General features: G+C 72.8%; 21 protein-coding genes. 2 read left to right on the top strand and 19 right to left on the bottom strand.

Going from position 1 to position 19,856, the window contains the following annotated elements:
* Positions 1-78 precede the first annotated feature (78 nt).
* The 5 genes from JJI54_RS03240 to JJI54_RS03220 all read right to left on the bottom strand — a co-directional run bounded on the left by JJI54_RS03240 (position 79) and on the right by JJI54_RS03220 (position 4,840).
* The gene (locus JJI54_RS03240) at positions 79-1,275 is read right to left on the bottom strand and encodes a DUF1501 domain-containing protein (protein ID WP_203070863.1); all 1,197 of its coding nucleotides are present in this window, start codon (positions 1,273-1,275) and stop codon (positions 79-81) included.
* On the bottom strand, positions 1,272-2,573 hold the full coding sequence (locus JJI54_RS03235) for a DUF1800 domain-containing protein (RefSeq protein WP_203070861.1): 1,302 nt from the start codon (positions 2,571-2,573) through the stop codon (positions 1,272-1,274). The genes JJI54_RS03240 and JJI54_RS03235 overlap by 4 nt, the downstream gene beginning before the upstream one ends.
* 124 nt (positions 2,574-2,697) lie before the next feature.
* Positions 2,698-3,615, bottom strand: coding sequence for a DMT family transporter (locus tag JJI54_RS03230; protein ID WP_203070859.1), 918 nt, complete (start codon positions 3,613-3,615; stop codon positions 2,698-2,700).
* The gene (locus JJI54_RS03225; RefSeq protein WP_203070857.1) at positions 3,612-4,265 is read right to left on the bottom strand and encodes a peroxiredoxin-like family protein; all 654 of its coding nucleotides are present in this window, start codon (positions 4,263-4,265) and stop codon (positions 3,612-3,614) included. Before JJI54_RS03225 ends, JJI54_RS03230 begins: the two co-directional genes overlap by 4 nt.
* Complete coding sequence (locus tag JJI54_RS03220; protein ID WP_203070855.1) at positions 4,265-4,840, bottom strand: carboxymuconolactone decarboxylase family protein; 576 nt, start codon at positions 4,838-4,840, stop codon at positions 4,265-4,267. The genes JJI54_RS03225 and JJI54_RS03220 overlap by 1 nt, the downstream gene beginning before the upstream one ends.
* 145 nt (positions 4,841-4,985) lie before the next feature.
* On the opposite strand from JJI54_RS03220, the gene JJI54_RS03215 reads away from it, so the two are divergent.
* A complete protein-coding gene (locus JJI54_RS03215; protein WP_203070853.1) occupies positions 4,986-5,900 on the top strand; it encodes a LysR family transcriptional regulator in 915 nt (304 codons plus the stop codon).
* A gap of 15 nt (positions 5,901-5,915) precedes the next feature.
* Here JJI54_RS03215 and JJI54_RS03210 read toward each other — a convergent pair whose 3' ends face one another.
* The 3 genes from JJI54_RS03210 to JJI54_RS03200 all read right to left on the bottom strand — a co-directional run bounded on the left by JJI54_RS03210 (position 5,916) and on the right by JJI54_RS03200 (position 9,126).
* Positions 5,916-6,701 carry a polysaccharide deacetylase family protein gene (locus JJI54_RS03210; RefSeq protein WP_203070852.1) on the bottom strand — a complete coding sequence of 262 codons (786 nt, stop codon included), beginning with the start codon at positions 6,699-6,701 and terminating at the stop codon, positions 5,916-5,918.
* Positions 6,702-6,803: 102 nt separating this feature from the next.
* A complete protein-coding gene (gene glf / locus JJI54_RS03205; RefSeq protein ID WP_203070850.1) occupies positions 6,804-7,973 on the bottom strand; it encodes a UDP-galactopyranose mutase in 1,170 nt (389 codons plus the stop codon).
* Positions 7,966-9,126, bottom strand: coding sequence for a glycosyltransferase (locus JJI54_RS03200; protein ID WP_203070848.1), 1,161 nt, complete (start codon positions 9,124-9,126; stop codon positions 7,966-7,968). The genes glf and JJI54_RS03200 overlap by 8 nt, the downstream gene beginning before the upstream one ends.
* Positions 9,127-9,527: 401 nt before the next feature.
* On the opposite strand from JJI54_RS03200, the gene JJI54_RS03195 reads away from it, so the two are divergent.
* A complete protein-coding gene (locus JJI54_RS03195; protein ID WP_203070846.1) occupies positions 9,528-9,980 on the top strand; it encodes a con-10 family general stress protein in 453 nt (150 codons plus the stop codon).
* Between the two features lie 43 nt (positions 9,981-10,023).
* Here JJI54_RS03195 and JJI54_RS03190 read toward each other — a convergent pair whose 3' ends face one another.
* The 11 genes from JJI54_RS03190 to JJI54_RS03140 all read right to left on the bottom strand — a co-directional run bounded on the left by JJI54_RS03190 (position 10,024) and on the right by JJI54_RS03140 (position 19,767).
* Positions 10,024-12,123: a TonB-dependent receptor family protein gene (locus JJI54_RS03190; RefSeq protein ID WP_203070844.1), complete on the bottom strand. Its 2,100-nt coding sequence runs from the start codon at positions 12,121-12,123 to the stop codon at positions 10,024-10,026.
* Between the two features lie 56 nt (positions 12,124-12,179).
* Positions 12,180-12,521 (bottom strand): DUF2946 family protein, encoded by a 342-nt coding sequence (locus JJI54_RS03185; protein WP_226381473.1) that lies wholly within the window; start codon positions 12,519-12,521, stop codon positions 12,180-12,182.
* 44 nt (positions 12,522-12,565) lie between these two features.
* The gene (locus JJI54_RS03180; protein ID WP_226381472.1) at positions 12,566-13,378 is read right to left on the bottom strand and encodes an exodeoxyribonuclease III; all 813 of its coding nucleotides are present in this window, start codon (positions 13,376-13,378) and stop codon (positions 12,566-12,568) included.
* Between the two features lie 93 nt (positions 13,379-13,471).
* Positions 13,472-14,155 carry a fumarylacetoacetate hydrolase family protein gene (locus tag JJI54_RS03175; protein WP_164697145.1) on the bottom strand — a complete coding sequence of 228 codons (684 nt, stop codon included), beginning with the start codon at positions 14,153-14,155 and terminating at the stop codon, positions 13,472-13,474.
* Positions 14,156-14,233: 78 nt separating this feature from the next.
* The gene (locus JJI54_RS32565; RefSeq protein ID WP_203070838.1) at positions 14,234-15,298 is read right to left on the bottom strand and encodes an NAD/NADP-dependent octopine/nopaline dehydrogenase family protein; all 1,065 of its coding nucleotides are present in this window, start codon (positions 15,296-15,298) and stop codon (positions 14,234-14,236) included.
* Between the two features lie 12 nt (positions 15,299-15,310).
* Positions 15,311-16,147 (bottom strand): DMT family transporter, encoded by an 837-nt coding sequence (locus tag JJI54_RS03165; protein WP_203070836.1) that lies wholly within the window; start codon positions 16,145-16,147, stop codon positions 15,311-15,313.
* A 57-nt stretch (positions 16,148-16,204) separates the two neighbouring features.
* Complete coding sequence (locus tag JJI54_RS03160; RefSeq protein ID WP_203070834.1) at positions 16,205-16,600, bottom strand: helix-turn-helix domain-containing protein; 396 nt, start codon at positions 16,598-16,600, stop codon at positions 16,205-16,207.
* A gap of 151 nt (positions 16,601-16,751) precedes the next feature.
* On the bottom strand, positions 16,752-17,306 hold the full coding sequence (locus tag JJI54_RS03155) for a Smr/MutS family protein (RefSeq protein WP_203070832.1): 555 nt from the start codon (positions 17,304-17,306) through the stop codon (positions 16,752-16,754).
* A 9-nt stretch (positions 17,307-17,315) separates the two neighbouring features.
* On the bottom strand, positions 17,316-18,083 hold the full coding sequence (locus JJI54_RS03150; protein WP_203070830.1) for a LutC/YkgG family protein: 768 nt from the start codon (positions 18,081-18,083) through the stop codon (positions 17,316-17,318).
* On the bottom strand, positions 18,080-18,337 hold the full coding sequence (locus JJI54_RS03145; RefSeq protein WP_203070828.1) for a hypothetical protein: 258 nt from the start codon (positions 18,335-18,337) through the stop codon (positions 18,080-18,082). The genes JJI54_RS03150 and JJI54_RS03145 overlap by 4 nt, the downstream gene beginning before the upstream one ends.
* A complete protein-coding gene (locus tag JJI54_RS03140) occupies positions 18,334-19,767 on the bottom strand; it encodes a LutB/LldF family L-lactate oxidation iron-sulfur protein (protein ID WP_203070826.1) in 1,434 nt (477 codons plus the stop codon). Before JJI54_RS03140 ends, JJI54_RS03145 begins: the two co-directional genes overlap by 4 nt.
* Between the last annotated feature and the right edge of the window lie 89 nt (positions 19,768-19,856).

Here is a 19,856-nt window from a genome sequence, read left to right as displayed (position 1 = left end):
CCTTCGTCGTTATGCCCGCGGTCCAGGGTCCCGTTGGACCCTGGCATGGGGGTCCGGGGGAACAGCGTTCCCCCGGAATCACCCGCGCACCATCCCGCCCTCCGCCTCGACCGCCTCGCTCCCCGGGAACGCCGCCGCGACGGCCTGTGGCGGCAGGCGCAGGTGGTCGCGCAGCAGGCCCTTGGCGATGGCGCGCAGGTCGCGGGTGGGTTGGACGTCCCGGTTCTCGAAGAGCTTGCCCTGGCCGAGGCCCGGCCAGTCGGCCAGCACGCGGCCGCCCTGGATGGCGCCGCCGGCCAGGAAGGCGGCGCTGGCGGTGCCGTGGTCCGTGCCGCCGTTCCCGTTGACGCGGGCGGTGCGGCCGAATTCGGTGATGCAGAGCACGGCGGTGCGGGCCCAGGCGGTGCCGAGTTCGGCGCGCAGCGCGGCGAGCCCGCCATCGAGCTGGCGGAGCGCCGGCAGCATGCGGTCCGCCTGGGCGGCGTGGGTGTCCCAGCCGCCGATTTCCATGGCGGCGATCCGGGGGCCATCGGGCGCGGCCAGCAGGCGGCCCGCGGCGCCGGCCAGGCGCAGGAAGCCGCCCTGGTTGGCGGGAAGTGGCGCGCCCATGGACAGCGCATCGGTCGCGAAGCCGCGGCCGCGCAGGCCTTCCGCCACGCCGGGGCCGAGCAGCGGATCGTCATGCAGCAGCTCCGCCATGCGGAGGTAGAGCGCGGGGTCGGGCCGGGTGGGGCGGGGCGGGGCCCACATGCCGACGGGCTGGCTGCCGCGCAGGATCAGCGGCAGGTCGATGCCGAGCGCCAGGCCGCGCCGGGCCTTGCCTTCCCGCAGCGCGGCGGCGGCCAGGGCGCGGTTGAGCCAGCCGGAGGTCAGGCGCTGGTCGCTGCCGCCTTCCAGCAAATCCTGGCCATCGAAATGGCTGCGGGTGCGGTAGGGGCCGGCGACGGCGTGGATGGGCAGCAGCGCGCCTTCGCCATACATCCCGTGCATCGCGGAGAGGGCCGGATGCAGGCCGAAGAAGCCGCCGAGGTCGAGCACGCCGCCCTCCTGCCCCGGCTGGGGCAGGGCGAGGGGGCCGCGCAGCCCGGCGTAGTCGGCATCGCCATAGGGAGCGAGGGCGTGCAGCCCATCCATGGCACCGCGCAGCAGGATGATGACGAGGCGCGCCTCGCCGGGCGCGGTATCGGCCAGGGCCAGGCGGGCATGGCCGAGGGTGGCGACGGCGCCGAGGCCGAGCAGGAAGCCGCGGCGGCCGAGCTTCGGGAGGTGGGTCATCGGCGCTGCATCTCCTGGCTGGCGAAGAGAAGGGCGATGGCGTCGCGCGCGCTGCCGGCGCCGGTGACGGCGCGGCGCGTGGCGGCGCCGGCCAGGGGGCCGAGCGTGGCATCGAGCAGCATGCGCGGGTCCTGCCGGGCGAAGCGGCCGGCGACGTCATAGGCGAGGTCGAGGCGCTGCATCACGCCCTCCGGCCCCGCCCAGCCCTGCGCGGTGTCGGGCCAGCCATTGGGCTGGGGCGCGTTCCACAGGGGCTGCGCCAGGGCCGCCATGCCGCCCATGACGGGGCGCGGGTCCGTGGTGCCGCCGGCGCGGTGGATGGCGAGCACCCATTCCATCGGGCTCCGCAGCTTTGCCAGCTTCGGATCGGCGGCCTGGGGCAGGCGGAGCAGGGCGCGGGAGGCGGCGCCGAGGTCGCCGCCGGTGTCGCGCAGCACCTGTTCGATCGCGGCCACCGCCCCGGGCGGCGGGTCATCGGCGATGAAGTGGCGGACCAGCTTGAAGGCGAGGTGGCGGAGCGTGGCGGGGTGGGTGGCCAGGAAGCGCAGCGCCTCCTCATAGGCGGCGGGCCCTTCCTCGAACCGCTTGCCCATCACCGTCTTGGCGCCGGGTTCGTGGTTGGCGGGGCGGAAGATGGTGCCGAAGGGCTCCCGCATCCGCTCCACGCCCCAGCCCGTCATCAGCCGGGCGAATTCGGTGACGTCGGCCTGGGTGTAGCCTGATGCGGGCGACAGGCTGTGAAGCTCCAGGATCTCCCGCGCCAAATTCTCGTTCAGCCCGCGCCCGCTGCGGCGGCCGAAGGTGCTGTTGGGGCCGACCGAGGCGACCTGGTCGAGGTAGTAGAGCATGGAGGGCGAGGTCGAGACCGCCACCAGCAGGTCGGCGAAGCGGCCGGTGATGCGGGGGCGCACCACGTCCCGCAGGAAGCCGGCATAGGCGGTGGTCACGCCGAAGCCGCCGCGCTCCGCCACCGTGAAGTGGTTCAGCCAGAACATCACCAGGCGTTCGCGGAAGGGCTCCTCCGCGGTGAGGAGATGCTTCGTCCAGGCCTCCTGCTCCGCGCGGAACAGGCGGGTGACGGGGCTGGGCTGGCCGGCGGGGGGTGGCGTTGCGTCATGCTCCCGCCAGGCGGCGTAGCCTTCGGCGAGGGCGAAGGCGGCGTCCCGGCCCTCCGGCGGCGGGATGGGAGGGCCGGCGCCGGTGGTCTGGGCGTCGAGCCAGGCGAGAGGATCGGCGGGAAGGGCCGCACGGGGCCCGAGACCGAACCGGTGGACGGCGAGGTGGGGCGTGATGCTCATGGCGGGAGCCTCCGACCCAAGAATGGCGGAATCTTGGGTTACGAACCATTGCTGTTTTCGTAACCCGTTGATTTGCCATGGCGGCGCCTACACAACTGCGTGCCTTGTCGGCACGCCAGGCGTGTCAGGGCCTGGCGCGATACAACCCCATGGCCAGGGGCAGCCCCGCCAGCACGGTCGCGAGGCCCAGCCATTGGACGGGTTCCGGCCATTCCCCGGCCACCGGGATGCCGGCCAGCACGGCGAGGGCCGGCACCATGGCGGGGAAGATCGCCGCCCGCGCCGGGCCCAGCAGCGCCGCCGCCCGGCCGAAGGCATGCACGGCCAGCAGGCCGGAGAGCGCGCCCTGCACCAGCGCCTGGGTGCCGATCACGCGCCAGCCCTGGGCCAGCAGCGCCGGGCCATCGCCGAAGGCGAGCCAGAGCGGCAGGGCCGCGGCGCCGCCGATCACCGCCACCGCGATCGTCGCGCGCCAGGCATCCACCTTCCAGCGGCGCGACGCGATGGTGAAGAGCGCCCAGAGAAGGCCCGCCGCGGCGAAGATCAGGTCGCCCTTCCAGGCCTCCCCCTGGGCCATGCCGGCGCCGGAGACCAGCGCCAGGCCGCCGATGACGATGGCGACGCCGATCCAGCGCTGCCGCGCGATCCGCTCGCGCAGCACCAGCATGGCCAGCGCCATGGTGGCGATGGTGACGGTGGCGGGCTGCACCACCGCGCCATGGGCGAGGGGTGCGAAGCGGTAGCCCCAGGTGCCGAGCAGGATGAAGGCCGGCCCGGCCAGCAGCGCCAGCACCGCCCCCCTCCCCCAGCCGATGCCGCCCAGGTCGCGCATCCCGATCCGCGGCAGCAGCGGCAGGACCAGCAGCGCAGCGGTGCCGTAGCGCAGCAGCGCGAAGTCGAGCGGCGCGAGGCCGCCCGTGATGCCCGCGCGGGCGAAGGCGAGGTAGCCGCCCCAGATCACCGCCGCGGTCAGCCCCCAGAGCAGGCCGCGCAGGGTGGGCGTCAGCGCCAGGCCATGGGCCTTCATGACCGTCGCGCTCATGCCACCGCCTCCGCCAGGGGTTCCACCAGCGCCAGCACCGCCTCGGGATCGACGCGCCGGCGGTAATCGGCCTCCGCCCGGGCGAAGCGGATCCGGCCATCGGTGCCGACCAGGAAGGTCGCCGGCATGGGCAGGCGCCAGCCGGCCGGGCCGTTCACCGCCGGCAGATCATGGCCGAAGCGCTGGTAGAGCGCGATCAGCTCGGCGGGCAGGGCGAAGCTGACGCCGAAGGCCTGGCCGGCGCGATCCTCGCTGTCCGACAGCACCGGGAAGGTGAGCGCATTGCGCTCCGCGGTGGAAAGCGAGCCATCGGGACGCTGCGGACTGATCGCGACCAAAGCGAGGCCGCGCGCGGCCAGGTCCGGCAGGCGCTTCTGCCAGGCGCGGAGCTGGAGGTTGCAATAGGGGCACCAGCCGCCGCGGTAGAAGACGATGACCGCCGCGCCGAAGTCGCGCAGCCGCCGGGGGCGGAAGCTGGCATCGGGCAGCACGAGGTCGGGCAGCATCGCGCCTTCCGCGAGGATGCGGTCCTCGGCGCCATCCTGTTCCAGCGCCGCGATCTGCCCGGCGATCAGCGCCTGTGCCTCCGCGGGGGCCTTCCGCGCCCATTCGGCGCGGAAGGCATCGAGGTCGCTCTGCAGCGCGCCCATCACGCGGCCACCTTGGCGCGGCGGGAGGGGGCGACCCAGGCGGTCTTCGCCATGAAGCCGTCGAGCTTCGTGCCGGCCAGGTGGTTGGCGTAGTTGCTGATCGTCTTGGCGGCGATCACCACCAGCAGCTCCAGCGCCTGCGCTTCCGTGTAGCCGGCGGCGAGAAAGGCCTCGACCTCCCCGGGCGGCACGCGGCCGCGGTTCAGGACGAGGGAGGCGGTGAAGGCCCGCAGCGCCTGCTGCCTCCCATCCGGCAGGGCGCCGCCTTCCCGCAGCGCCGCGATGCTCCGCGCGTCCAGCCCGGCCTTGCCGGCCAGCATGGAATGGCCGGAGACGCAGTATTCGCATTCATGGATGGCGGAGACGGTGAGGAAGGCGATTTGCTGCTCCGCGGGGGTGAAGCTGCTGCGGCCGACCATGTCGAACAGCGTGCCATAGGCCTCCAGCGCCACCGGGGCCTCCGCCAGGCCGGCATGCAGATTGGGCACGAAGCCCCAGCCCGCCTTGATGGCGGCGAGGGTCGGGCGCGCGGCCTCCGGCGCGGTGTCGGCGGTGTGGGTCGGGAAATGGGCCATCGGGGTCTCTCCTCTCGGGTCGGCGTGCTTGCCGGTGAGGGGAGAGTGCCGGGCAGGCGGCGCGGGCGGATCGCGGCGCGACCGGCTCGGGGCCATCCGGTTTCCGTATGGGCGGCGCGCGCGGGCCTTGGCAGGATCGCGCGCCATGGACCTGCTGCTGCATTTCCGATCCTTCCTGCGCGTGGCCGAACTCGGCGGCTTCTCCGCCGCCGCGCGGGCGCTCAACACCTCCCAGCCCGCCGTCTCGCGGCAGGTGGCGGATCTCGAGGCGCGGCTCGGCGCCCGGCTGCTGCACCGCTCCTCCACCGGCGTCGCGCTGACGGAGGATGGGCTGGCGCTGCTGCCCCGGGCGCGGGCGGCGCTGGAGGCGGCGGAGGCGGCGATCGGCACGGTGGGGGACCGGCGCGGCGAGGTCGCGGGCCGCGTCAGGCTCGGCGCCGGCGTCGCCTTCGGGCGGCTGCAGGTGGTGCCGCGGCTGCCGGCGCTGCTGGCACGGCATCCCGCGCTTTCCGTCGATCTCCAACTCGGCGACCGGGCCGCGGACCTGGTGGAGGAGGGGCTGGATGCGACGATCCGCATCGGCACCATCACCGACCCCGCCGTGGTGGCGCGGCGCATCGGGCTGACGCGCCGCGCCGTGGTGGCGACGCCGGACTACCTGGCCCGCGCCGGCACGCCGGAACGGCCGGAGGATCTGGCGCGGCACGAATGCCTGATCTTCACCGGCCTCGCGAGCGGGGAGGCCTGGCCCTTCCAGGGGCCGGACGGCCCGGTGCTGGTGCCCGTGCGGGGCCGCTTCCGCGCGAGTTCGAGCGAGGCGGTGCGCGCCGCCGTGCTGGCGGGGATGGGGCTCTATCTGGCGCCGCTATGGCTGCTGGCGGAGGAGTTGCGGGATGGCCGCGTGGTGGCGGTGATGCCGGGCTGGACGCCGACGCTGCTGCCCATCCAGGCCGTCTTCCCGACGCGGCGGCAGGTGCCGACCCGGGTGCGCGCGGTGGTGGACCACCTGGCGGCGGAATTCCGGCTGGACCCGGCGCTGAGCGACCATGGCGGGCCCTGACGGCGGCCCAGCCGGTCAGGCCGCCGCGGCCGGGATGCGGGGCGCGGCCCCGGCCGGGCACAGGTCCAGCAGCGTGGCGAGGGGCTGGATGGTGGCGTGGGGGCGAAGCGCGGCCAGCAGCCCGTCCAGGTAGCGCCAGGCGGCTTCGTCATGCGCAAGGTGATGCGTCAGGATGCCGATCGGCGCCTGCCAGCGCCCTTCCCGCCGGCGTTCGCGCAGCAGCGCCACCAGCCGCATCGTCAGGCGCAGCCGGCCGCGGAAGCGCGGCTCCGCCCCCCATCGCATCAGGTCGAGATGGACATCGAGCCGCGGCAGCGGCGCCAGGCCGGGGGCATGGCGCGCATGCCCCGACAGCGCCGCGACGCCCGCCTTGGCGACGGCGGCGGCCAGGGCGGGGGTCAGGCGGTTCCAGGCGGGGATGAAGACCGGCAGGCGGTTCGGCAGCCCGTCCAGCATCGCGGCGGCGCGGCCGACCTCCGCCGCCAGGGAGGCGAGGCCGGTGACGCGCGGCACGTCCGAGGCCGGTTCCCCGGGCAGGGCGGTGTTGCGATGGGTGATGCCGTGCTGCGCGACCGCCGCCAGCGGCGCGGTGGCGAGCAGGGCGGCGAGCGAGGCGACCTCCGCCCCCGGAATCACGCCGAGCGTGACCGGCGCCGCATGGCGGCCGGACAGGGCGAGGAGGCGCCGCAGCGCCGGCGTGTCCGCCCGCGCGTCATCGTCGCGCCACCACAGGACGGGCCGCCGGCCCGCCCGGCGCCAGAGCGCCAGCTCCAGCCGAAGCAGCATGCGGGACAGGGGCAAGCGGCACCTCGTGAAGCGGGCGGGCGGCGGGATGGGCCGGGGCCGACCCTAGCCCCGCCACCTTTCAACCCGCTTACGCCCCCTTCATCCGGGGCCGCCGGCTCAATCGGCGGTTCCGGCGCGGACCACGCGGCTGTCGTCATTGGCGAAGGCCGGCGGCACCACCTTCTGGATCCGCTCGAAGGTCGCCAGCGCCTGCCCCACCACCTGGTCCATGTTGTAGTAGCGATAGGTGGCGAGGCGACCGACGAACCAGGTGTCCTGCTCCGCATCGGCCAGCGCCTCGTACCGCTTGTAGAGCGCGGCATTCTCCGGCCGGGGGATCGGGTAGTAGGGGTCGCCCTCCGCGGAGGGGAATTCGTAGGTCACGCTGGTGCGCGGATGCTGCTGGCCCGTGATCCACTTGTATTCGGAGACGCGGGTGAAGGGCGTCGCCTCCGCCGGGTGGTTCACCGTGCCGGTCGGCAGCGCCCATTCGCGGTCCAGCGTCTCATGCCGGAACTTCAGGCTGCGATAGGGCAGCTTGCCGTAGCGGAAGCCGAAATATTCATCGACCGGCCCGGTCCAGATGATGCGGCGGAAGCTGAAGCGCCGGCGCGCCTCCGCGAAATCCATCCCGGTGCGGACCGTGATGCCGGGCTGGTCCAGCATGCGGGCGAACATCGCGGTGTAGCCATCCCGCGGCATCGCCTGGAAGCGGTCGGTGAAGTAGCGGTCATCCGTGTTGGTGCGCGTCGGCACGCGGGCGGTGACGGATTTGTCCAGTTCGCTGGGGTCGAGCGCCCATTGCTTGCGCGTGTAGCCGCGGAAGAAGAGTTCGTAGAGCTCCCGCCCCACCTTCGCGACCACCACATCCTCGCTGGTGCGGATCTGGTCGGGCTTCTCCGCCCGCGCCGCCATCCAGCCCTCCACCTCCTCCTCCGTCAGCGACAGGCCGTAGAGGGTGTTGATGGTGTCGAGGTTGATGGGCATCGGCACCTGCACCGTCCGGCCGGTGGTGGGGCTCACCACCTCCGCCAGCACGCGATGCTCGTAGGGGCGCCAGGCCGTGAACTTCGAGAGGTGGCCGAACACCGCCTCGCTGTTCGTGTGGAAGATGTGCGGGCCGTAGCGGTGGATCAGCACCCCCGCCTCGTCCAGGTGGTCATAGGCATTGCCGGCGATGTGGTCGCGCCGGTCGATGACCAGCACCTTGTCGCCGCGCTGGGTCGCGAGCCGTTCCGCGAGGACGGAGCCGGCGAAGCCGGCGCCGACGATGAGCCAGTCAAACATGGGCCGCCCCCGCTGCTCGGATGGTCTGGAAGGCACGGCCCGCACCCGCCCGCGGCGCCGCCTGCGGCGCGGTGACATCGCTGATCAGCCCCGCCATGCGGCCCCAGGTGATGTCCCAGGAATTGCGGGCGATCGTCGCATCGACGCGGGCGAGCCAGGGCGCGCGGTCGCGCGCCAGCATCATCTCCACCCGCGCGGCCATGGCCGCGGCGTCGTCGGCGATCTCCACCAGGCCGGCATCGCCATAGTCCCGCACCACGTCCACGACGGGGGTGGAGACGACGGGCAGGCCGGCGGCGAGGAATTCCGGCGTCTTGGTCGGGCTGATGAAGCGCGTGCTTTCGTTCAGCGCGAAGGGCATGAAGCCGACATCCCAATGCGCGAGATGCGCGGGCAGGTCCGCATAGTCGCGGCCGCCGAGCCAGTGGATGTTGGCGGCGCGCGGCAGCGCGGCTTCATCGATCTTCACGACCGGGCCGATCATCACGAAGGACCAGGCCGGGCGCAGCGCGGCCAGCTTGGCGACGAGGTCGATATCCATCCGTTCGTCGATGACGCCGAAGAAGCCGAGGCGCGGATGCGCCAGGCCGCGCATCGCCTCGGGCTCCGCCGGGCCGAGCCGCGCCTGGCCGAAATGCGCGGTATCGATGGAGGAGGGGAAGCAGTGGACGCGGGCATGCCGGCCTCGCTTCGCCTCATAGAGGCTGCGCCCGCCGGTGAAGACGAGGTCCGCACGCGCGATCAGGCGGCGTTCCATCTCCAGCATCGCGGGCGGCGCGCCGCGGAAGGCGGAGAGTTCGTCCATGCAGTCATAGACGGTGACGTCAGGATGCAGGTGGCCGGCGAAGGCCAGCGCCATCGGCGTGTAGAACCACGCGATGAGGCGGCGCCCGGCGCGGGGCGCGAGCAGCCCATCGAGCAGCGCGCGCTGCGCGGCGACGGCGGCATCGGGCGCGGTGCCATGCGGCAGGATGGGCTGCGCGACGGTGACGCCGCCGGGACGGGCGGAGAGGTCGAGGCGCGGGGCGGGGACGTCCTGGTGGAGCGGCTCCTCCAGGAAGATCACCTCATGCGCCGCCGCCGCGCGCGTCATCAGGTGCTGCGGGCGCTGGAAGACGAAGTCCCAGCGGAGATGCGAAAGGCAGAGCAGCACGGGGCGCGCATCCGCCGCACACGGCATGGGGGCACAAGGCGGGGCCTCGTTCATCCTGGTCTCCTTCGGTGAGGCGGGCGGATGGACGGGCACACGGCTTCCTGCCGCGCGGCGGGACCGCCGCTGCCCTGGACCATCCGGACGTCCTGGATGTGCCGAGAACGCGGGATGCTGCGCTGCGGTTCCGGCCAGGATTCCTAAGCCGTGATCACGCGGGCCGGGGCGCCTGACCGGCACGGTTCAGCACCGCTGCGCGAACGCATCGCGTGAAATCCGCGCAAGACGGGCATCCCGGCGCGGGCCGGTGGCGTTCTTCCGCCGTCCCTGCCGCGGTTCTTCTGGAACGGCGGAGGATGGGCCGGACAAGGGCCCCAACCGAGAGAGAGTGGGAGAACGACACCATGGCCAGCAACAACCAGGGCAACTCCAACCCGGGCAATTTCGCGAATGACCGCGAGAAGGCCGCCGAGGCCGGCCGCACCGGCGGCCAGCACCAGGGGCGGGAGAACAACCCGGGCAATTTCGCGAACGACCCGGAAAAGGCGGCGCGCGCCGGCCATGTCGGCGGCACGCACCAGGGGAAGGAAAACAACCCGGGCAACTTCGCCAATGACCGGGAGAAGGCCAGCGAGGCCGGCCGCATGGGCGGGCAGAGCCAGGGGAAGGAAAACAACCCCGGCAATTTCGCCAATGACCGGGAGAAGGCCAGCGAGGCCGGGCGCACCGGCGGCCAGCACAGCCAGGGCGGCGGCGGGTCCCAGGGCAATTCGGGCAACTTCGCGCAGGATCGCGAGAAGGCCTCCGAAGCCGGCCGCAAGGGCGGGCAGAACAGCGGCGGCGGCAACCGCCGCTGAGCAGGGATGGGGGCCGCCGGCGCGATCCGGCGGCCCCTTCCCGTCAGAAGCGGAACTGCACGCCCGCGAAGACGCTGCGGCCGAAGCCCGGTTCGAACAGCGCGCTGTTCGCGGCCGCCACCGTCGCGACGCTGGTGCTGGCGATGTAGCGGGTGTCGCCGAGGTTCCGCGCCTCCGCGAAGGCCGTCACGCCGTTGCCGAAGTCCCAGCCGCCGCGCAGGCCGAACAGGGCGTAGCTGCTGGTCTTCAGCGTATTCGCATTGTCCGCGTAGAAGGCCTGCGGCACCCAGTCCAGGTTCGGCGCCACCCAGCCCCCAGCGGGGTGGGCATAACGCAACTCGGCCCGCAGCAGGTGGCGCGGCGCGCCGGGCAATTCGTTGTCGCCATAGCTGCGGTCGCCGTCGAAGCGGAAATCGCTGAAGGTATAGGCGCCGCGCAGGCGCAGCGTGTCGCCCGCCGCCAGCCAGTCCCGCGCCGCCAGCCAGTCGGCCCCGGCCTCGATCCCCTGGTGGATGGTGCGATCGACGTTCTGCGCCAGCGAGGAGCCGGCCGTCGGCCCCGCCAGCAGCTGGATCTCGTCCCGGATCCAGGAGCGGTAGAGCGTGACCTCGTAGCCGAGGTCGCCCTGCCGCCCGCGCGCGCCGAATTCCGCCGTGACGGCGCGCTGCGCGTCGAGGCGGGAGAAGCCGCCCACGGCCACGAGCGGCGTCAGGTCCGAGAGCGTCGGCGGCTCCGTGCTCCAGGTCAGGTTGGCGAAGAGCTGCGCCTGCTCCGTCACGTCCCAGATCGCGCCGAAGCGGGGATTCACCCATTGCCAGCGTCCGCTGCCGCTGTCGTCGCGGAAGGGGTCCGCGGCGGTGACGGCTTCCGTCAGGAAGCGGTCGCGGGATGAGCGGTAGGCCTCCCCGGCCTGCAGGCCGGTGATGATCGCGACATCGGGGCGCACCCGCAGCGTGCTTTCGGCGTAGAGGTCGTTGGTGCGGGCGCGGTCGAGCGAGGAGGCGGTGCGCGCGCCGGGCCTGCCGCCGATGTTCACGTAGCGGTTGCTGTCGGTGACGCCGATAGCGGCATTGGCGCCGACCACCAGCCGATGCTCCATGCCGCCGATCACGCCATCCAGCGTGGCGCGGGCATAGGCGCCGACATCGTCGTTGCGCTGGTCGATGTACTGGAAGATCGGGTGGTCCAGTTCACGCCGCACCAGGCTGATGCCGGCTTCCAGCAGCACGCCCTCCATCGGGCGGACCGCCGTGCGGCTGCCGAGGCGAAGGCTCTCGATGTTGCGCATGTAGTCGCCGGTCAGGTTCGCGGTGGCGGCGCTGCGGGGGGACCGCAGCGCCTGGTCGCGCGTCACGGCGCCGGGGATCTGCTGCCAGATGTTGTTGTAGGTGACGTAGAAGCGTGTCTCCGCGTTGTCCGACCAGCGATAGCCGACATTGCCGTTGACGCGCTGGCTGCGGCCGGCGCTGTGGTCGCGATAACCTTCCTGGCTGAGGGTCGAATAGGCGATGAAGGCATCGGCCTGGCCGGCCACGGCGCCGTAGCTCAGCAGGCCGCGCGCGAAGCCGTCGCTGCCCGCCTCCAGCCTGACCGTGCCGCCGGGGTTGCTGCGCGCGGTCTGGGAGACGGCGTTGAGCGCCCCGCCCAGCGTATTGGCGCCGAGCGCGAAGGCATTGCCGCCGCGGAACACCTCCAGCCGCTGCAGCACCTGCGCATCCAGTTCCTGGAAATCGCCGCTGCCATCGGCCTGGTTCAGCGGCATGCCGTCCAGCGTCAGGCGCACGCCGCGCAGGTGGAAGTTGCGCGCGAGGCCCGAGCCGCGGATCGAGAGGCGCGAATCCTCGCCCCATTTGGGCTGGGCGAAGACGCCGGGCGTGAGGTCCAGCATCTGCCGCAGCGTCGTCGCGCCCGGGCGGTCGAGGAAGGCCTCGGCCGGGACGATGGACACGTTGCCGGGGATGCGGCGGGCATCCTCCTGCGCCTGTTCGTTGGAGGGTGTCGCGGCGGCCGCCGGGATGGGCGGCGCGGTGACGGTGATGGCGATGCCCGGCGTGGCGTCCGGGGTTGCCTGCTGGGCGAAGGCGAGCGTGGGCGCGAGCAGCGCCGTGCCGGCCAGCAGCCGGCAGCGCGTGAGGATACGCATGATGATTCCTGTCCTGATGGGGTGTGCGAAAGCGCGGCGCGGGGCCGCGCGGCCCGTCAGGAGAGGGGTGGCGCCTGGGCGCCGAGCGGCGGCCCGCGGATGGGCGGGCGCGGCGCGGCGGGTTCGGGGATGGGGTCGGCCTGCGCGACCCGCACCCAATGCGGCGCGGGCAGCAGCGGCGGGTCGAGCGCCGCCATGGCGGGCAAAGCGTGGCAGGCGGGGCAGAAGCCCGGCGCGTGTTCCGCCTGTTCATGGTCCGGCAGCGGCGCGAGCTGGCCATCGGCGCCGATGGCGACGCGCTTCAGGCCATCCGGCCCGCAGATCTCCATCACCAGCGCCGCATGGCCGGCGCCGCGCGCCAGGCACAGCGAGGGCGCGAGCACCGTCTGCAGCAGCAGGACGGCGCCGAGCAGCGGCCCGAGGCGGTGGAGGAGGCGGCGGATCAGGTCGCGACCTCGACCAGCACGGGCACGTGGTCACTGGCCTTGGGCCAGTCCCGCGCATCCTTCAGGACGCGGTGGCTGCGAAGGCCGCCCGCGAGGTCGGGCGAGACCCAGACATGATCCAGCCGCCGGCCGCGGTCGGAGGCGCGCCAATCCGCGGCGCGGTAGGACCACCATGTGTAGAGCTTCTGGTCCGCGGGCACGAAGTGGCGGAGCGCGTCATGCCACTCCCCGGCCGCCATCATCGCCGTCAGCGCCTGCGTCTCCACCGGCGTGTGGGACACCACGTCAAGCAGCTGCTTGTGCGACCAGACATCGTGTTCGAGGGGGGCGATGTTGAGGTCGCCAACCAGCACCGCGCGCCGGAAGCCGCCCTCGGCCTTACGCTTCGCGGACCAGGCGGTGGCTTCCGCCACGAAATCCAGCTTGTGCGCGAACTTCACGTTCGTCGCGCGGTCGGGGATGTCGCCGCCGGCCGGGATGTAGAAATCATGCAGCTCGACCGCGCCGCCGGGGGCATCGACCTCGACCGCCAGATGGCGGCAATCGCCCTTGCCGCACCAGTCGGGATCGGCGCCGTCGCGCGTCGCGAAGGGCAGCTTCGAGAGGATGGCGACGCCGTTGTAGCCCTTCATGCCGCGGATGGCGCGATGCGTGAAACCCAGCGCGGCGGCGCCCTCATGCGGGAAGTGCTCGTCGGGGCACTTCGTCTCCTGCAGGCAGAGCACGTCGGGATCGAGCGCCGCGACGAGATCCGCCAGCAGGGGCAGGCGGAGGCGGACGGAGTTGATGTTCCAGGTGACGATGCGCAGCGGCCGCGCCGGGCTTACCAGCGCGGGCGCGGCTGTCGCCGCCGGGATGATCGCGGGGGCCTCAGCCCCCTTCTTCCGCCCCGCCATGCGACCTCAGACGATCTTGGTCTTCACGGTGCCGACGCCCTCGACGAAGCCCTCGAGGACATCGCCGCGGACCACGGCGGCCACGCCTTCCGGCGTGCCCGTCATGATCAGGTCGCCCGGCTCCAGCCGCACCAGGCCGGAGAGGTTCGCGATCACTTCCGGCACGGACCAGATGAGCTTGGAGAGGTCGGAGGTCTGCGTGACCTTGCCGTTCACCTTCAGCTCGATCTTGCCCTTGGAGGGATCGATGCCGGCGGCGGGGACCAGCAGGCCCATCGGCGCGGACTGATCGAAGCCCTTGCCCATGTCCCAGGGACGGCCGGTCTTCTTCGCCTCGTTCTGAATGTCGCGGCGGGTCATGTCGAGGCCGGAGCAGTAGCCCCAGACATGCTTCAGCGCGTCCTCGATCTTGATGTCCACGCCGCCCGTGCCGATGGCGACGACCAGCTCCATCTCATGGTGCAGGGACTTGGTGACGGAGGGGTAGGGCATGTCGGCGTCGTTGATGACGACGGCGTCGGCGGGCTTGGTGAAGTAGAAGGGGGGCTCGCGCGTCGGGTCGGAACCCATCTCGATCGCGTGCTCGGCGTAGTTGCGGCCGACGCAGAAGATGCGGCGCACCGGGAACAGGCCGCCGCCCTTGACGGGCAGCGCCGCCTGGGCGGGCGGGGGAACGACGTAGTCGGCCATGGACGATCCTTGCGAATGGGGCGCGGCGGCCCGGGAAGACCGGCGCGGACCATAGCCGCGCGCGGGTTCCGCGCAAGATCATGAGGGGGCGCGGCCTATCCCCGATTGCAGGCCGCGGGGCAGGTCGGCGAGGTCGATGGCGTCCAGGACCGGGTTGGCGCGCAGGTCCCGGCCCCACAGCGCCTCCAGCGCCGTGACCACGGCGGATGTGACGGGCATGGGCGTGTCGCCGGCGAGCGCCAGGTAGAAGGAGAGGCCGAAGGGCACGTCCTCCGTCACGTAGCGGGTCGCCATGGTCTTCGGGCCCAGCACGTCCGGGCGCCTTGCCGCGATGGCGGCGGCGGTTTCCGCGAGTGGCGCAGGGGGCACGCCATTGGCGCGTTGGAGAAAACTCGCCAGGCTGTCGAGGCGATGGCCGAAGCGGGCGGCGAGCGCATCCCGCTCCGCGCCCATCGCCTCCATCATCCGGCAGGCGGCCGGGGTCATCATGGCGTATTGGGACCAGGCCTCGGCCCTCTCCATGCGGGTGACGTTGGTCAGCGCCATCACGGCATGGGCGATGGGGTTCAGGTTGAGCAGGCTGGCATGCAGCGCATCGGGGGATGGCGGGCAGGCATGGCCGAAGAGGTCATGGGCCAGCGCCGCCATGGCGGGGCCGGCGGCGGCGGGGATGGCGGCCACCTCCACCGCGCTGCGCAGCATCGCGACCTTCACCCTGTCCGGCCCCAGGCGCCGCGCGCCGCCGGGGGTGGTGGCCATGGCGCCGATCGGCGCGCGGTGCGGGTCCGCGCCCCGGGCCGCCAGCATCGCGTCCAGCGCCAGCGGCGCCAGGCTCGCGGCGGGGGCGATCAGCAGGGGCAGGCGGGCGGGCAGGCTGGCCGCGATGCGGGGGAGCACATCGGCGAAGGCATAGGCGGGGACGGCGAGGAAGGCGGCATCCGCGCCCTCGAAGGCCTCTGCCAGGCTGGTGGTGGTGGGCAGGGGGAAGGCGCCCTCGATCAGGCCCTCCGCCCGGATCGTGCCCTCGATCCCCGCGATCCCGGCGCCCGAGGGCGACCAGAGGATCGCGCTGTGCCCGCGGGAGATCGCAAGGACGGCGGCGGCGGGCCCGATGGCCCCCGCACCCAGGACGGCGAGGTGCACTGACGAAAATCCTCAGGCGAGACGGAGGCAGAAGGCGCCGCCGGTGATGGCGATGGCGCCGGCGAGGCGGGAGAGGCCCGGCCTTTCCCCCAGCAGCAGGGCCGCCAGCGCCACGCCGAACAGGATGGAGGATTCCCGCAGAGCCGCCACGCTGGCAATCGGCGCCTGCGTCATGGCCCAGAGCGCCAGCGCATAGGAGCCGAGCGTCGCCATCCCCGCGCCGAGCCCGATGCGCCAGCGCCGCCGCACATGCCCCGCCAGCGCCGCCGGCCGCTGCCAGGCGACCAGCCCCACGAAGAACAGCGCCGTCAGCAGGAAGACCCAGAGGGTGTAGGACACCGCATGGCCCGATGCCCGCGCGCCGGAGCCATCCACCAGCGTATAGACCGCGATGACCAGCGCATTCGCCAGCGCGAAGCCGATGGTCGCGCGGTCGGGCGTGGCACCCCGCTTCCAGGCCATGGCGAGCACGCCGCCGCAGATCAGCACCACGCCCGCCCAGCCGGCCAGGCCCAGCGCCTCACCCAGCACGGAACCGCTGAGCAGCGCCACCAGCAGCGGCGCGGTGCCGCGCATCAAGGGGTAGGCGAGGCTCATCTCCCCGCTGCCATAGGCGGCGGCGACCAGCCAGAAATACAGCAGGTGGATGACGCCGGAGGCGAGGACGAAGGCCCAGGATTCCGGCTGCGGCAGCGGCAGGAAGGGCAGCGCGAGGGCGGCCAGCGCGCCGGAGCCGAGGACCACCAGCGCGGTGTCCAGCAGCTTGTCGCCGCCCGACTTCACCAGCGCGTTCCAGCTTGCATGCAGGGCGGCACCCAGCAGGACCAGCAGCATCACGGAAGTGGACAAGCCCGGTCCTTCGCGCCGTCATCGAAGTGTCATCAAAGCGCGGGGGGGACGGGCCGTCTACCGGCCGGCGGCGCGGCGCAGGCGGGGCTTCTCCGGTGGCGCTTCCCGGTCCAGCAGGGCGTGCATGGCGGCCACCGTCTGCGGGCTGAGGCGGTGGATCGTGTCCGACAGGCGGTTGGCGAGCGCCGTCGCCTCCGGCGTCAGCCCGCCCGTCTCCAGCGTGACCTTGGGGTGGGAGAGGCGGGCGAGTTCCGACAGCTCCTCCGCCTCGTCCCAGATCAGGCCGAAGAACTCGTTCACCTGGTGGACCAGGCCGGCGGAGGGGCGGCCGCGATGGCCGTGCTCCAGCGCGGAGAGATAGGCGGAGGAGACCTGCAGCGCGGCCGCCATGTCCTTCAGCGTGACGCGGCGGGCGCGGCGGAGGGCGCGGAGGCGGGCGCCGAATGGTGTCATGGCTGCCCGGGGGGAGCGCTGCTCCCCCCGATGCCCCCCACGCCAGGGGCGAACCGCCCCTGGACCGTCTCAAATTGACGATGGTCCAGGGGGGTCTCCCCCCTGGCGGATGGGGTCCGGGGAAGGCAGCGCCTTCCCCGGCGAACCCGCGCTACCACCCCTTCGCCCGATGCACCCGCCGCAGCAGCAGGTTCACCGCCCCGGCATTGGTGGGATGGGGGTGCGCCGCGCCCAGCACCAGCGGGCGGAGGTCCGGCGCGTTCAGCCAGTGCGGCAGCTCCCGCCGCAGGATGCCGCCCTCGGGCTGCGGGCCCTTGCCGGTCACGACGGTGACGGTGCGGATGCCATCCGCCGCCGCGTCATGGATGAAGGCGCGCAGCGCCGCATGCGCCTCCTGCACCCGCCTTCCATGCAGGTCGAGCGTCCGTTCGGCGCGCATGTCGCCGCGGCGCAGCGCTGTCCAGCGCTTGCGGTCGAGGCCGCTCGGCGCCTCCCCCACCCGGATCTCCGGGATGGGCGGCCGGCCGGCGGGCTTCGCGGGGGCCGGCTTCACCAGGATGGGCTCCGCCGGCGGCACCGGGGGCGGGGGCGGCGCTTCCGGCGCGGCGGGGCGCTGGCGGCCGAAGAGGGGCGTGATCTCGGCCGTGTAGGCATGCCACAGCGCGAGGTCGGTGCCGCTCAACCCCTTCGGTCGCAGGCGTCGCATGGGGGGTGGTCAGTCCCCCGGTGCGGCGGGCTGGCCGGGTTGGACGGGCGCCTCCGCCCGCGCCTCCGCGGGGGTCGCCATGCGGGGGGCGGGTTCGTCCTCCACCAGCAGCACATGCAGGCGGCGGGGGCCGTGGGCGCCGAGTTCCAGCGTCTGCTCGATATCGGCGCTGCGCGACGGGCCGGTCACGAACATCAGGTTGCGCGGCATGAAGCCGCCGGTCGTCGGGTCCTGCCGCTCTGCCCGCAGGCGGTCCCAGGCCTCCTCATAGGCGCCGACCACGGCGGAGGCGCGGAGCACCACGATCTCCGTCTCCGGCAGCAGGTTCAGCGTCGCGGGGCGGACAGGGTCGGAAGGGAAGAGGATCGTTCCCGTCTCCGCCACCCCGGCCCAGCCATGCTGGAGGGAGACGACGTCGCCATCCCGCGCGCGGCGTGCCTCGCGCTCGATCATCGGGCGGGCGGACCAGTCGATGGAGGCGAGTTCGGGGTGCGGCGCCACGACCAGGCGGGCGGGCAGGTTCTGCGCAGCGAGGAAATCCGCCACCGCGGCGGGGATGGCGGCCAGGTCCGGCACGCGTTCCACCGTGCCGAATTCCTTCTCCACGTTGCGGATGAAGAGCGCGACCTGGTCGGGCCGCGGCAGGCGGGACCGGGCGGGGATCAGGTGGCGCGGATGGGTGGCGAGGCGCCCTTCCAGCATGGCGCGCTGGTCGGCCGGCAGCGGGCCGCGCTTCAGCCCGCGGCGGATGGCGCCGAGGATGGCGTCCTTGCTCATGCGCCCCGGTCCTCGTCAGCGTCCTGCTGCGCGATGGCCTGCTCGGCCTCGAAGGCCTCCCGCACCGCCTGTTCCAGCACGGCCAGCGACCGTTCGATGCGGTCGAGGTCGTTGTTCAGCCGCGCCGCGGGGGTATCGGCATCGATGGCGGCGTAGATCTCCGCCAGCGTGCCGGTCGGGCGGGGCGCCACGCGGGCGGGCTGGTTCTGGGGAAAGCGCTGGCCATAGACGCGCTCGGCTTCCTGGTCGCTCATCGGCGGGCACCCTTCTGCTGGGCCTGGTAGCGGGCCATGAAGGTGCCGCCGGGCTCCGGCGCCGGCAGGTCACGCCCTTCGGTCCATCCGCCGGCGAAGGGCAGCCAGCGGAAGGCCCCCTTGCCGCGGCTCAGGGCCGACAGCGCGCGGATGCCGAGGCGGGTTGCCAGGCGATAGACGGAAGGCCGCCGCGCGAACCAGGCCCAGAGCGCCAGGTTCGATCGGACGCCCTGGGGCGTCAGGTGGCGTTCGAACTCCCGTTCGCGCCAATGCCGCATCAGCTTGGGCAGCGGGATCTTCACGGGGCAGACGCTTTCGCACTTGCCGCAGAAGGTGCTGGCATTGGGCAGGTGGCCGGCCTTGTCCACGCCGACCAGGGTCGGCGTCAGCACGCTGCCCATGGGGCCGGGATAGACCCAGCCATAGGCATGGCCGCCCACCGCGCCATAGACGGGGCAGTGGTTCATGCAGGCGGCGCAGCGGATGCAGCGCAGCATCTCCTGGAAGTCGGTCCCCATCATGTTGGACCGGCCATTGTCGATGAGCACCACATGATACTCCTCCGGCCCATCGAGGTCGGCGGGCCGGCGGGCGCCGGTTGAGAAGGTGGTATAGACCGAGAAATCCTGGCCGGTGGCGGAGCGTGCGAGCAGCCGCAGCAGGCTGGTGCAGTCCTCCAGCGTCGGCACCACCTTCTCGATGCTGGCGAGGACGATGTGCACGCGCGGCAGGGTCTGGGTCAGGTCGCCATTGCCCTCATTCGTCACGATGACGCTGCTGCCGGTCTCCGCGATCAGGAAGTTGGCGCCGGTGATGCCGACATCGGCGGCGAGGAATTTCTGGCGGAGGCGTGTGCGGGCCTCCGCCAGGATGTCGCGGCGTTCGTTGAAGACGCGGTCCTTCGGCAGGTCCGTGTGGGACATCCGGAACTGCGCTTCCCAATCCTCCCGGTTCAGGTGGAAGGCGGGGGCGATGATGTGGCTCGGGTGTTCGTGGCGGAGCTGGATGATGTACTCGCCGAGGTCCGTCTCGACCGGCTGGATGCCATGGGCCTCCAGATGGTCGTTCACGCCGATCTCCTCGGAGATCATCGACTTGCCCTTGGTGACCGTCTTCGCGCCGGCCTTGCGGCAGATGTCGAGCACGGCGGCGCGGGCATCGGCGGCGGTCGAGCACCAATGGACCTGGCCGCCGGCGCGCTCGACATTGGCGGCATAGGTCTCGAGGTAGAAGTCGAGGTTGGCGAGGGTGTGGTTCTTGATGTCGCGGCCGGTGTTCCGCAGCGTCTCGAATTCCGGCAGGGCGGCGACGGCGGCGGCGCGGCGCTGCAGGAAGGCGCCCTTGGCCTTGCCGAGCGCCTTCTGCAGGCCGGGGTCGTCGAGTGCCGCGGCGGCGTTCCGCTTGAAGGCGGGGGAGGTGACCTGGACCATGGGAACTCCTGTCCCGTCCAATCTAGCGCGTCTGGCGCGATCGGTCAGGGGTTTGGCTGCGCGGTGATCTCGCGACCCTGTGCCTTCTC

The sequence above is a fragment of the Falsiroseomonas ponticola genome, assembly GCF_016805305.1.
Lineage (GTDB): Bacteria > Pseudomonadota > Alphaproteobacteria > Acetobacterales > Acetobacteraceae > Falsiroseomonas > Falsiroseomonas ponticola.
Note: the sequence above shows the minus strand (reverse complement) of the source record. Positions and strands in the feature narration are given on the sequence as shown.

What these genes read in the sequence shown, in the direction of transcription:
- JJI54_RS03220 (WP_203070855.1), bottom strand. Translation starts at nt 4,840, where the DNA reads ATGGCCCATTTCCCGACCCACACCGCCGACACCGCGCCGGAGGCCGCG.
- JJI54_RS03140 (WP_203070826.1), bottom strand. Translation starts at nt 19,767, where the DNA reads ATGGTCCAGGTCACCTCCCCCGCCTTCAAGCGGAACGCCGCCGCGGCA.
- JJI54_RS03155 (WP_203070832.1), bottom strand. Translation starts at nt 17,306, where the DNA reads ATGCGACGCCTGCGACCGAAGGGGTTGAGCGGCACCGACCTCGCGCTG.
- JJI54_RS03235 (WP_203070861.1), bottom strand. Translation starts at nt 2,573, where the DNA reads ATGAGCATCACGCCCCACCTCGCCGTCCACCGGTTCGGTCTCGGGCCC.
- JJI54_RS03240 (WP_203070863.1), bottom strand. Translation starts at nt 1,275, where the DNA reads ATGACCCACCTCCCGAAGCTCGGCCGCCGCGGCTTCCTGCTCGGCCTC.
- glf (WP_203070850.1), bottom strand. Translation starts at nt 7,973, where the DNA reads ATGTTTGACTGGCTCATCGTCGGCGCCGGCTTCGCCGGCTCCGTCCTC.
- JJI54_RS03145 (WP_203070828.1), bottom strand. Translation starts at nt 18,337, where the DNA reads ATGAGCGACCAGGAAGCCGAGCGCGTCTATGGCCAGCGCTTTCCCCAG.
- JJI54_RS03215 (WP_203070853.1), top strand. Translation starts at nt 4,986, where the DNA reads ATGGACCTGCTGCTGCATTTCCGATCCTTCCTGCGCGTGGCCGAACTC.
- JJI54_RS03175 (WP_164697145.1), bottom strand. Translation starts at nt 14,155, where the DNA reads ATGGCCGACTACGTCGTTCCCCCGCCCGCCCAGGCGGCGCTGCCCGTC.
- JJI54_RS03150 (WP_203070830.1), bottom strand. Translation starts at nt 18,083, where the DNA reads ATGAGCAAGGACGCCATCCTCGGCGCCATCCGCCGCGGGCTGAAGCGC.
- JJI54_RS03195 (WP_203070846.1), top strand. Translation starts at nt 9,528, where the DNA reads ATGGCCAGCAACAACCAGGGCAACTCCAACCCGGGCAATTTCGCGAAT.
- JJI54_RS03190 (WP_203070844.1), bottom strand. Translation starts at nt 12,123, where the DNA reads ATGCGTATCCTCACGCGCTGCCGGCTGCTGGCCGGCACGGCGCTGCTC.
- JJI54_RS03230 (WP_203070859.1), bottom strand. Translation starts at nt 3,615, where the DNA reads ATGAGCGCGACGGTCATGAAGGCCCATGGCCTGGCGCTGACGCCCACC.
- JJI54_RS03160 (WP_203070834.1), bottom strand. Translation starts at nt 16,600, where the DNA reads ATGACACCATTCGGCGCCCGCCTCCGCGCCCTCCGCCGCGCCCGCCGC.
- JJI54_RS03225 (WP_203070857.1), bottom strand. Translation starts at nt 4,265, where the DNA reads ATGGGCGCGCTGCAGAGCGACCTCGATGCCTTCCGCGCCGAATGGGCG.